The following is an 11345-nucleotide window of genomic DNA, read 5'->3' as shown; positions in this document are numbered from 1 at the left end:
GCGGCCCCGCCCGGGTGGTGTCCCGGTGGGAGTCGCCTCAGGCGCGGTCGGCCGGTCCCTGGTCGGGACCGGGACCTCCCGCGTCCGCACGGTGCGGTCCGCCGCCGCTGTCGCGGCCGTCGTCCCGGCCGGAGGCGCCTGCGGCGGCCCCGGCGTGCGCGGTGCTCATGGTGTCAAGCTCAGTGTCGGACTCGGTGTCAGGCTCGGTGTCCTGCCGGTCGCGGCTGCGGCCGGGCAGCTCCACCCCGTCCTCACGTTCCGGGTGGCGCCTGCCGATGACGACGAAGGCGACGAGGGCACCCAGGCCCACGACGATCGACGTCCACACGTTCAGACGCAGCCCGAGCACGTGCTCGGCGGTGTCGATGCGGAGCATCTCGATCCACACCCTGCCCAGAGTGTAGAGCGCGACGTAGGCCCAGAATACCCGCCCATGACCGAGCCTGTACCGGCGGTCGAGCCAGACGAGAAGGGCGGCCGCCCCGAGGTTCCAGAGCAGCTCGTACAGGAACGTGGGGTGGAACAGGGTGCCCGCCGCGAACGCCGTGCCGGTGTCCGCGTTGAGCCGCTCGATCACCCCCGGGGAGACCTCGAGCCCCCAGGGCAGCGTCGTGGGCGCCCCGAACAGCTCCTGGTTGAACCAGTTGCCCAGGCGCCCCACCGCCTGCGCGACGAGCAGGCCGGGGGCCAGCGCGTCCGCGAACGAGCTCAGGCGCACCCCCTTGCGGCGGCAGCCGATCCAGGCGCCGACGGCGCCGAGCGCCACCGCACCCCAGATCCCGAGACCGCCCTCCCAGACGTACAGGGCGCGCACGGGGTCGCCGCCCTCGCCCCAGTACGGCTCGGGCGTGCTGATCACGTGGTACAGCCTGCCGCCGACGATGCCGAACGGCACCGCCCAGAAGGCGATGTCCAGGACGTCGTCCGGGTCCCCGCCCCGGGCGACCCAGCGCTTGGTGGTGATCCAGATCGCGACGGCGATGCCGGCCAGGATGGCCAGCGCGTAGGCGCGGACAGGTACGGGGCCGAGGTACCACGTGTGCTGCGACGGGCTCGGGATCGCCGCCTGCACCGACGCGGCAGACGCCAGGAGGGTCACGCTCACGTGCCCGCCCCCGGCCCCCCGCGGGCACGGCGCACGCCGTCGGCGAGGTCCGCCACGGTCGCCCGCAGCGCGTCGAGCCGGTCGGCCCAGGGACGGTCGGCCAGCAGCGGGCGCACGAGCGCGGAGCCGACGATGACACCGTCGGCGAACCGGCCCACCTCGGCGGCCTGGGCGCCCGACGAGACGCCGAGCCCGACGCACACGTGGTCGGCGCCCGCCGCGCGGGTGTCGGCGACGAGCTGCTCGGCCCGGTCGCCGACCTGGTCGCGGGTGCCGGTCACACCCATGGTGGACGCCGCGTAGACGAAGCCGCGCGACGCGCGGGCCGTGAGCGCCAGCCGCTCGGGCGTGGTGCTCGGCGCGACGAGGAAGACGCGGTCGAGGCCGTGCTCCTGCGACGCCGCGATCCAGTCGCCCCCCTCGTCGGGGATGAGGTCGGGGGTGATGAGGCCGGCTCCCCCGGCGGCGGCGAGGTCGCGCGCGAACGCGTCCACCCCGTACCGCAGCACCGGGTTCCAGTACGTCATCACGAGGGCGGGCACGCGCCCGCCGGAGTGCTCGGCGACGGCCTCGACGACGCGCAGCACGTCGCGGACCCGGGTGCCGGCGGCGAGCGCAGCCTCCGCGGCGCGCTGGATCACCGGGCCGTCCATCACCGGATCGGTGTACGGCACGCCGATCTCGACGACGTCGGCGCCCGCGTCCACGGCCGCGAGGACGGCCTCGATCGAGCGATCGACGTCGGGGAACCCGGCGGGCAGGTAGCCGACCAGGGCTGGTCGGCCCTCGGCCCGGAGGGCGTCGAGGCGTGCGCCGGTGGTGGACATCGCCGCGGGCGAGGTGTCGGTCGTGGTGCTCACTGGTCCCCCTCCGGCGTGGCGTCCGTCTGGTCCTCGTCGAGGAGCCCGAACCACCGCGCCGCGGTGGCCACGTCCTTGTCGCCGCGACCCGACAGGTTCACCAGGATCACCTGGCCGGTCCGCCCGGCCTCCGCGGCCTCGCGGCCGAGGCGCAGGGCGCCGGCGAGCGCGTGCGCGGACTCGATCGCGGGGATGATCCCCTCGGTGCGGCACAGGAGGCGGAACGCCTCCATGGCCTCGTCGTCCGTCACGGGCTCGTAGGTGGCCCGCCCGAGGTCGTGCAGCCAGGAGTGCGCGGGCCCGACGCTCGGGTAGTCCAGCCCCGCCGAGACGGAGTGGCTCGGCAGCGTCTGGCCGTCGTCGTCCTGCAGCAGGTAGGACCGGGCGCCGTGCAGCACGCCCGGGGCCCCGCCGGAGAAGCGGGCCGCGTGGCGGCCCGACTCGATGCCCTCTCCCCCGGCCTCGAAGCCGTGCAGGGAGACGCCCTCGTCGTCGAGGAAGGCGTTGAAGATGCCGAGCGCGTTGGACCCGCCGCCCACGCACGCCGCGACGGCGTCCGGCAGCCGGCCGGTGCGCTCGAGGATCTGCTCGCGCGCCTCCTCGCCGATGATGCGGTGGAACTCGCGCACCATCTCGGGGAACGGGTGCGGGCCCGTGACGGTGCCGAGCAGGTAGTGCGTGCTCTCGACGTTCGCGACCCAGTCGCGCAGCGCCTCGTTGATGGCGTCCTTGAGGGTGCGCGAGCCGATGGTCACGGGCACGACCTCGGCACCGAGCAGCCGCATCCGGGCGACGTTCAGGGCCTGGCGCTGCGTGTCCTCCTCGCCCATGTAGACGACGCACTCGAGGTCGAGCAGGGCGGCCGCGGTCGCCGTGGCGACGCCGTGCTGACCGGCGCCGGTCTCGGCGATCACGCGGGTCTTGCCCATGCGCTTCACCAGGAGCGCCTGGCCGAGGACGTTGTTGATCTTGTGCGAACCGGTGTGGTTGAGGTCCTCGCGCTTGAGGAACACCCGGTGGCCGGCCTCCGCGCCCCCGCAGTGCTCCGCGAACCGCGGCACCTCGGTGAGCGGCGACGGGCGACCCGTGTACTCGCGGTGCAGGCGCGCCAGCTCGTCGGTGAACGCCGGGTCGCCGAGGGCCTTGCGGTACTCGGTCTCGAGCTCGTCGAGCGCGGCGATGAGGGCCTCGGGCACGAAGCGGCCGCCGAACTCGCCGAAGTACGGGCCTTCGACGTCCGCGAGCCGCCCGAGCACCTGGTGCGCCAGGGTCTCGGTCAGGGCCTCCCGTACGGGCTGGTCGGGCACGGGTCCTCCGTCTCTCGTCGGCACCGCTCGGCGGACTGCACGAGGGGTCGTCAGAGGGTACCGGTCGCCCGGGCCTCCGCCGCCCGCCGTCCAGGACGCGTCGGGATGGTGTGCCGTGTGGTGTTGTGCCGTGGTCGTGTGACGTGCTGCGGTGGTTACGGCTGGGCCGCCGGCCGGACCGACCACAGCGCGGGGTGCTGCCCGGCCGCGACCAGGTCGGCCACCGACCGGCGCGGGGCCCCGTCGGTCACGAGCGCCTCGCCGACCAGCACGGCGTGCGCGCCGGACCGGGCGTAGTCGAGGACGTCGTGCGGGCCGCGGACGCCGGACTCGGCGACGCGGACGACGTCGTCGGGGATGAGCGGGGCGAGGCGCGCGAAGGTCGTGCGGTCCACCTCGAGCGTCTTGAGGTCGCGGGCGTTCACGCCCACCACGCGCGCGCCCGCGTCGAGGGCGCGACGCACCTCGTCGTCGGTGTGGGCCTCGACCAGCGCCGTCATGCCGAGCGAGTGCACCCGCTCGATCAGGGACGTCAGCACTGTCTGCTCCAGGGCCGCGACGATGAGCAGCACGAGGTCGGCCCCGTGGGCCCGCGCCTCCCACACCTGGTACGGCGTGACGACGAAGTCCTTGCGCAGCACCGGCACGTCCACCCGTGCGCGGACGGCGTCCAGGTCGGCGAGCGAGCCGCCGAACCGCCGCTGCTCCGTGAGCACCGAGATCGCGCTGGCCCCGCCGCTGGCGTACTCCTCGGCCAGGGCGGCCGGGTCGGAGATCGGTGCGAGGTCACCCTTGCTGGGGCTCGATCGCTTCACCTCGGCGATCACGGCGACGCGATCCTCCGAGAGCAGCCGGCCGCAGCACTCGAGCGCGCCCGGCACGCGGGCCGCGCGCTCCTTGAGCTCGTCGAGCGACGTCCGCGCCTGGCGTACCGCGAGGTCCTCACGGACCCCCGCGACGATGTCCTCCAGGACCGTCATGGTCTGCCTCCCCGTCCCCTGACGCCGCACCGACGTCTGCCTGCCATCGTAGGCCCGTCCGCGGACCGGCCCGGACACGTCTCCGAGCGTGAGACGACGACGGCGCGCCCCCTCGTCGGGAGCGCGCCGTCGTCGCGCCGGCCGGCGGTCGCAGCCGTCGCCGGGAGGGCTCAGTGGCCGGAGGAGGCCCGGCGCTGCGTCACGCCGTCCTTGGGCTGGCCGAGGCCCATGTTGCGCAGCACGAGGCCGAGCACGAGCGATGCGGCCACGATCACGGCGCCGACCCAGACCACCGCGTCCGGGACCGGGGGCAGCATCCCGACGGCGCCGACGGCCACGCCCAGCATGATGCCGATCATCGCCGTCCACGCGGCGGTCGTGTGGCCGTGGTTCGTGGGCGGGACGGCCGGGGGCAGATAGGCGACCTCGGCGTTGCGGTTGTCGGTCATTGGAATGTGATGCCCTTTCGTGACGTGGTGCGCGGTCCAGCCTAGCGGTCCGCGGACGGGTCCGTTCCCCGGGAGAGCGCGTCCCACGCGTCGTGGGGGTCGTGCTGACCAGGCCCGTCGGGGTCGTCCCCCGACGGCGCCGGCCCGGTGCGGGGGTCCGTGCCGTCCGCGCCTGGTTCGGCGTCGGCGCGCTCGTGACGCCCGGAGGCGGCTCCCCACGCGGGGGCGCCGGCCGCCGCCAGCGCCGCGACGAGCACGGCCGCGACGCCGAGCACCGCGGTCAGCCAGGGCCACACGGCGACGGCGACGGGCGACGTGAGGTCCGTCACGCCGGCGGTCGCCGACGCGCCCGACGTCGCGGCGGGGAGCGGGTCGAGCAGCACGGCCGCGGCCGAGGCGGTGGCCAGGGCGCCCGCGAGCGCGACCACGACCAGCGCGACCCAGCGCGCCACGCGGCCCGCGATGGCGAGGGCGACGCCGCCCGCCACCACGACGAGCGCGGCCGCGCCGACCGCCGGCGCCGCCGTCGTGCCGGTGACCGCGACGTCGACCGTGGGCTCGAGGGCCGTCGACACCGTCGTGCTCACCCAGGTCGGCGAGGCCGTCGCGAGCGTGAGCCCGCCGACCGCCACCACCGACCACACCGCCCGCGACCGTGCGCGCAGCGGCCCGCGACCCGGCGGGCGAGCGCCGCGGCTCTCGTGCGTGGTGCGTGCTGCGTCGTCCATGTCTGCCTGTCCGTCCGTCGTGCTGGTCCGTGCCGCGCTCAGAGCGCCCGGAACCGTGCGGCCAGCTGCACCGCGCGTACCGCCGCGGCGGCCTTGTTGCGCGACTCCTCGTACTCGAGCGCGGGCACCGAGTCGGCGACGATGCCGCCGCCGGCCTGCACCCACGCCCGGCCGTCGCGGATGCACGCGGTGCGGATCGCGATGGCCATGTCCATGTTGCCGCCGAAGTCGAAGTAGCCCACGGTGCCGCCGTAGATCCCGCGGGAGGCGGGCTCCAGCTCGTCGATCAGCGCGATGGCCCGCGGCTTGGGCGCCCCCGAGAGGGTGCCTGCGGGGAACGTCGCGCGCAGGGTGTCGAGCGCCGTCGCGCCCGCCCGCAGCCGTCCGACGACGGTGGAGCACAGGTGCATGATGTGGCTGAACCGTCGGGTGGCCATGAACTCGACCACCTCGACCGACGTCGGCTCGCAGACCTTGACGAGGTCGTTGCGCGACAGGTCGACGAGCATGAGGTGCTCGGCGCGCTCCTTGGGGTCGGCGAGCAGCTCCTCGCCGAGCGCCACGTCCTCCTCGACGGTCGCCCCGCGCGGGCGCGACCCGGCGATCGGGTACGTGGTCACGTGCCCGTCGGTCACCTTCACCAGCGTCTCGGGGCTGGAGCCGACGACCGAGAACTCGCGCCCGTCGGGGCCGGTGAGCCGGAAGTAGTACATGTACGGGCTCGGGTTGATGGTGCGCAGCGCGCGGTACACGTCCAGCGGCGCGGCCGGGCAGTCCAGGCCGAGGCGCTGGGACAGCACGACCTGGAACACCTCGCCGTCGCGGATCGCCTCCTGCCCGGTGCGGACGGCGGACTCGAACTCCTCGCGCGTGGAGCGGAACTCCAGGGCGGGCTCGGCCACCTCGTCCGCGCTGCGCAGCACGGTGGGCTGCGGCGGCGCGGGCGTCGCGAGCCGCGCCTGCATCGCGTCGAGCCGGGCGACGGCGTCGGCGTGGGCCTCGTCGACCCGCTCGTCCGTGCCGTCGCCGTTGATGGCGTTGGCGATGAGCCACGCGCAGCCCGTGTGGTGGTCGACCGCCACGAGGTCGGTCGCGAGGCTCAGGGCCACCTCCGGCACGCCGAGCTCGTCGGGGGCGTTCGCGGGGAGCGTCGGCTCCCAGTGCCGCACGACGTCCCAGCCGAGCGCGCCCGTGAGCCCGCCGGTCAGCGGGGGCAGCCCCTCGATCGGCGGCGTGCGCAGCCCCTCGAGCGCCGCGCCGAGCACGTCGACGACGTCGCCCTCGCGCGGGATGCCCGCCGGGACGTCGCCGTGCCAGACGGCGCGGCCGTCCCGCGCGGTGAGCGTGGCGCGCGAGTCGACGCCCACGAACGACCAGCGCGACCAGCCGCCGGACGACTCCGCCGACTCGAGCACGAAGGTGCCCGGGCGGTCCTGGGCGAGCGTCCGGTACAGGCCGACGGGGGTGACGTCGTCCGCCAGCACGCGCCGCACCACGGGGATCACGCGGCGGTCGGCGGCCAGTGCGCGGAACGTGCCGAGACCCGGCCACGTCGCGCCCCACGCCAGGTCCTGCTCCGACGGGCCCGCCACGGGGGCGGGGCGCGGGGCGGGGTGGGGCTGCGCGACGGTGGGCGTGGTCACCGGTCCTCCTGAGGATCGTCGGGCTGGTCGGGGCTGGTCGGGGTGTACTGCTGGGCTGGGTGCGTCGTCGGTGCCGGCGGCAGGGACGAGGGGCGGGATCAGGCGGCCGGCGCGTCGGGGCCGACGACGGCGCCCAGGTCGCCGCCCGCCTCGAAGCAGGTGCGGGTGCCGGTGTGGCACGCGGCGCCGACCTGGTGGACGCGCACGAGCAGGGCGTCGCCGTCGCAGTCCAGCGCGACGGAGCGGACGAGCTGCACGTGCCCGGACGTGTCGCCCTTGCGCCAGTACTCCTCGCGCGACCGGCTCCAGAACGTCACGCGGCCCTCGGTGAGCGTGCGGCGCAGCGCCTCGTCGTCCATCCAGCCGAGCATGAGGACCTCGCCCGTGTCGTGCTGCTGGACGATCGCGGCGACGAGGCCGTGCTCGTCGCGCTTGAGCCGGTCGGCGACCGCCGGGTCGAGCGCGGGCACGGGGGCATCGGTCAGGTCGGGCACCCGTGCATCTTCCCACGCCCGGCGGGGCCGCGGGGCTCCCGTCCGGCAACCCCGCACCGGCCCGGACGCTCAGCGGGTCTGCGCCACCCAGCTCGCGTGCATCCGCGCGTAGACGCCGCCCGCGGCGGCCAGCTCGGCATGCCCGCCGACCTCGACCACGCGCCCGTCGTCGACGACGACCACGAGGTCGCTGGCCTCCGCCGTCGAGAGCCGGTGGGCGATCGTGATCGTGGACCGGCCGGAGGTGAGCGAGTCCAGCGCCCGGGCGATCCGCACCTCGGCGGCGGGGTCGACGGCCGACGTGGCCTCGTCCAGCACCAGCAGGTCGGGCGCCGCGAGGTAGGCGCGAGCGATGGCGACGAGCTGCCGCTCCCCCGCGCTCAGCGCCTCGCCGCGCTGGCCGACGGGCGTGCCGAGGCCCTGCGGCAGCCCGGCCACCCAGTCGGTGAGGCCGAGCGCGTCCATGGCCCCGGTGACGCGCGCCCTGGTCTCGGCGGGGTCGGACGGCGGGTCCGGGCGCAGCCCGTAGGCGACGTTCTGCTCCACCGTCCCGTCGAAGAGGAAGCCCTCCTGCGGCACGAGCACCACGCGCTCGCGCAACGAGGCGAGCGTCAGCCGGCGCAGGTCGACGCCGTCGAGCAGCACCTCCCCGGCCGTGGGGTCCATGAGGCGGGCGACCAGCTTGGCGACGGTGGTCTTGCCCGAGCCCGTCCGCCCGACCACGGCGACCTTGCGGCGGGCGGGCAGCTCCAGGTCCACCCCGTGCAGCACCTCGGGCCCGTCGGGGTAGGCGTACCGCACCCCGCGCAGCGTCACCGCCGCCGGGCCGCGAGGGCTCGCCGTGGCGTGGTCGGCGTCCGCGACGTCGAGGGGCGTCTCGAGCACCGCGAGCACGCGCCGCCAGCCCGCGACGGCGTTCTGCAGCTCGTTGAGGATCTCCGTGGCCTGCTGCACGGGGCCGGTGAAGAGCTGCACCAGGAACAGGAACGCGACCACCTGGCCCGCCGTCAGTCCGCCGCCGACGCCGAGCAGCGTGCCCACCACCACGACGACGGCGAGCACCAGGTTGGCGACCAGCACCCCGCTCGAGAACACCGACGAGACGAGGAGCTGGGCGCGGGCCTGCGTGGCGCGGGTGTGCTCGACGGCCGCGTCGACGCGGCGTCCGGTCCGCGCCGCCACGCCGTACGCGCGCACCGTCTCCGCGCCCACGACCGCCTCCGAGATCGCGCCGAGCATCGCGCCGACGGCCTGCCGCACCGCCGCGTACGCGCGGTTCACCGTGCCCTGCGCGCGGCGCAGCACCAGGAACAGCGGCAGGAAGCACGCCCAGACCACCAGGGTGAGCTGCCACGAGTACACGGCCATGAGGGCGGTGGCCACGAGCACCTGCAGCGTCGACACGAGGAGCTGGATCCCGCCCCACTGGACGAACAGCGAGATCGTGTCGACGTCGGAGGTGACGCGGGACACGAGCGCGCCGCGACGCTCGGTGCCCTGCGCGAGGGTGGACAGGTCGTGCACGTGCCGGAACGCCTGCACCCGCAGCGCGGCGAGCCCGGCCTCCGTCCGGCGGAACAGACGGACGTTGACCACCGCGGTGCACAGCCCCGCGACGACGACCGCGCCCGCGGCGAGACCGGTCAGGAGCGCCACCCGCCCGGCGTCTGGCCCGCCGCCGGCGAGGATGCCGTCGTCGATCGTGCGCTGCACCGCGACCGGCACGACGACGCGCCCCGCGGCCGCCAGCACGGCGAGCGCGAGGGTGAGCCACAGGCCGTCGACGATCTGGGGCGAGATCTGCACGCCCCGGCGGAGCGTGGCGAGGACGCCCAGCTCGCTGGCGGCGGCGATGCGCGTCGTGCTCACGGTGTCCCCTCCCGCTGCGCGTCCCCCGGCAGGAGCTCCCCGGCGGCCGCCTCGTCCGCGAGCTCGCGCGCCCGGCGCTCCGTCTCCTGCTCGTACGCGGTCGCGAGCGCGCGGTACCCGGGGTCCCGGGCCAGCAGGTCGGCGTGCGGCCCGACGTCGACGACGCGGCCCCCCTCGAGGTGCACGACGACGTCCGCGAGCGCCACCGACGACATGCGGTAGGCGACCATGACGACGGTCGTGCCCGGTGCGTCGCCCCCGCCGCCGCGCGCCGACGCGAGGGAGCCGAGGATCTCGGCCTCGACGCGCGGGTCGACCGCGGACGTGGCGTCGTCGAGCACGAGCAGCCGTGGCCTGCGGACCAGCGCCCGCGCGACGGCGAGCCGCTGGCGCTGCCCGCCGGACAGGTTGGCCCCGCGCTCGCCGAGGGGCGCGTCGAGCCCGCCGGGCAGCGCGCGCACGACGTCGTCGACGCGGGCGACGCGCAGCGCCTCCCAGACCGCGGGGTCCTCGGGGGCGCCGTCGTCGCCCGGGTCCGCGAGGGTCACGTTGGCGCGGACCGTGTCCTCGAAGACGAACGTCTGCTGCGTCACGAGCGCCACCTGCGCGGGGACCTCGCCCGCGGCGAGGCCGCGCACGTCCGCGCCGTCGAGCAGCACCCGGCCTCGCGTCGGGTCGCTCAGGCGCGCGAGCAGCGACACCAGGGTCGTCTTGCCCGCGCCCGTGCTGCCCACGACCGCGACGGTGGTCCCGGGCGCGACGTCGAGGTCGACGCCGTCGAGCAGGGTGGCCGTCGTGCCCGAAGCCGGGACGTCGACCCCGACGCCCACGAGGCGGACCGCCAGGCCCCCCGCCGCGTGCGGGAGCGCCTGCGTGCCCGGGACCAGCGTCGACGGGGCATCGAGGATGCCCGCGATCCGGTCGTAGCCGACGAGGGCGCGCGGCAGCTCGCCGAGCACCCAGCCGAACGCGCGCACCGGCACCGCCATGACGGTCAGCAGGTAGGCCGCCGTCACGACGTCGCCCGCGTCGACGGCCCCGGTGGAAGCGCGCCAGGTGCCCACGCCGAGCACGGCCAGGGTGCCGAGGGAGGGCAGCAGCTCGATGACCGGGTCGAAGACGGCCCGGACGGTGCCGACGCGCACGTTCGCGGCGCGCAGCGCGTCCGTGCGCTCGGCGAACCGACGCTCCTCGCGGTCCGCGGTGCCGAGCGACGTGACGAGCAGCGCGCCCTCGAAGGACTCGTGCGCGACGTCGGCCACCTCGGCCCGAAGCTGCTGCGCCCGCGTCACGGCGGGCGTCATGTGCCGTTGGAAGACGACGTTCGCGGCGACCGCGGCGGGCACGACGAGCAGGGCGGCGACGGCCAGCCACACGTCGACCGCGAGGAGCATCGCCGCGGCGACCCCGATCATCACCACGACGCCGAGCGCGAAGGGCAGGGGGTTGAAGACTCCGGTGGCGGCCTCGACGTCGGCGCTCGCCGCGGACAGCAGCCGGCCCGCGGGGTGCGCGCGGTGCCACGACACGGGCAGGCGCAGGTACCGCCGGGACAGCCCCCTCCGGTGGTGCGCCTGGATCGCCGCGAACCCGTAGCCGGCCCAGATGCGCCGCCCGGCGACGCCGAGGGCGAGGGTGAGCGCCACCGCGGCGAGCACGAGCCCGGCGACCCAGATGCGCGAGCGCGCGTCGGGGTCGCCCGCGATCGCGGGGACGACGACCGCGTCGGTGGCCCAGCCCACGGCGCGGCTCACCGCGACGGTGGCGGCGCCGAACAGCGCGGACGCGCCCACGGCGAGCACGTACAGGCGCGGCTCGGAGCGCATGCCGCGCCACACGAGCGTCGCCGAGCGTCGCAGCCTCGACCCCGTGAGCGCGGTCGTGACGGCTCCGCTCACCGTCGGCGGGAG

Annotated in this window: 10 protein-coding genes; all 10 read right to left on the bottom strand. The window is 76.0% G+C overall.

The window, feature by feature from the left end; all coding sequences use genetic code 11:
* Window positions 1-37: 37 nt before the first annotated feature.
* The 10 genes from lgt to ACH443_RS14090 all read right to left on the bottom strand — a co-directional run bounded on the left by lgt (window position 38) and on the right by ACH443_RS14090 (window position 11261).
* A complete protein-coding gene (gene lgt / locus ACH443_RS14135) occupies window positions 38-1099 on the bottom strand; it encodes a prolipoprotein diacylglyceryl transferase (RefSeq protein WP_430590697.1) in 1062 nt (353 codons plus the stop codon).
* 2 nt (window positions 1100-1101) lie between these two features.
* Window positions 1102-1932 (bottom strand): tryptophan synthase subunit alpha, encoded by an 831-nt coding sequence (trpA, locus tag ACH443_RS14130; RefSeq protein ID WP_430590696.1) that lies wholly within the window; start codon window positions 1930-1932, stop codon window positions 1102-1104.
* Window positions 1933-1961: 29 nt separating this feature from the next.
* Entirely contained in the window at window positions 1962-3272 is a 1311-nt protein-coding gene (trpB, locus tag ACH443_RS14125) for a tryptophan synthase subunit beta (protein WP_429763380.1), read from the bottom strand.
* 155 nt (window positions 3273-3427) lie between these two features.
* Window positions 3428-4252 (bottom strand): indole-3-glycerol phosphate synthase TrpC, encoded by an 825-nt coding sequence (gene trpC / locus ACH443_RS14120; protein ID WP_429763379.1) that lies wholly within the window; start codon window positions 4250-4252, stop codon window positions 3428-3430.
* Window positions 4253-4422: 170 nt separating this feature from the next.
* A complete protein-coding gene (locus ACH443_RS14115; protein ID WP_429763378.1) occupies window positions 4423-4701 on the bottom strand; it encodes an HGxxPAAW family protein in 279 nt (92 codons plus the stop codon).
* Between the two features lie 41 nt (window positions 4702-4742).
* A complete protein-coding gene (locus ACH443_RS14110) occupies window positions 4743-5429 on the bottom strand; it encodes a Trp biosynthesis-associated membrane protein (protein ID WP_429763377.1) in 687 nt (228 codons plus the stop codon).
* A gap of 38 nt (window positions 5430-5467) precedes the next feature.
* A complete protein-coding gene (locus ACH443_RS14105) occupies window positions 5468-7021 on the bottom strand; it encodes an anthranilate synthase component I (RefSeq protein ID WP_430590695.1) in 1554 nt (517 codons plus the stop codon).
* 149 nt (window positions 7022-7170) lie between these two features.
* Window positions 7171-7566, bottom strand: a complete 396-nt coding sequence (gene hisI, locus ACH443_RS14100) for a phosphoribosyl-AMP cyclohydrolase (protein WP_429763376.1) — start codon at window positions 7564-7566, stop codon at window positions 7171-7173.
* Between the two features lie 69 nt (window positions 7567-7635).
* Window positions 7636-9435 (bottom strand): ABC transporter ATP-binding protein, encoded by a 1800-nt coding sequence (locus tag ACH443_RS14095; protein WP_430590666.1) that lies wholly within the window; start codon window positions 9433-9435, stop codon window positions 7636-7638.
* Complete coding sequence (locus ACH443_RS14090; protein WP_430590694.1) at window positions 9432-11261, bottom strand: ABC transporter ATP-binding protein; 1830 nt, start codon at window positions 11259-11261, stop codon at window positions 9432-9434. Before ACH443_RS14090 ends, ACH443_RS14095 begins: the two co-directional genes overlap by 4 nt.
* Between the last annotated feature and the right edge of the window lie 84 nt (window positions 11262-11345).

The sequence above is a fragment of the Isoptericola sp. NPDC019571 genome (genome assembly GCF_044389385.1).
Classification (GTDB): Bacteria; Actinomycetota; Actinomycetes; order Actinomycetales; family Cellulomonadaceae; genus Isoptericola; species Isoptericola nanjingensis.
This window is presented reverse-complemented; position numbering and strand designations above follow the sequence as displayed.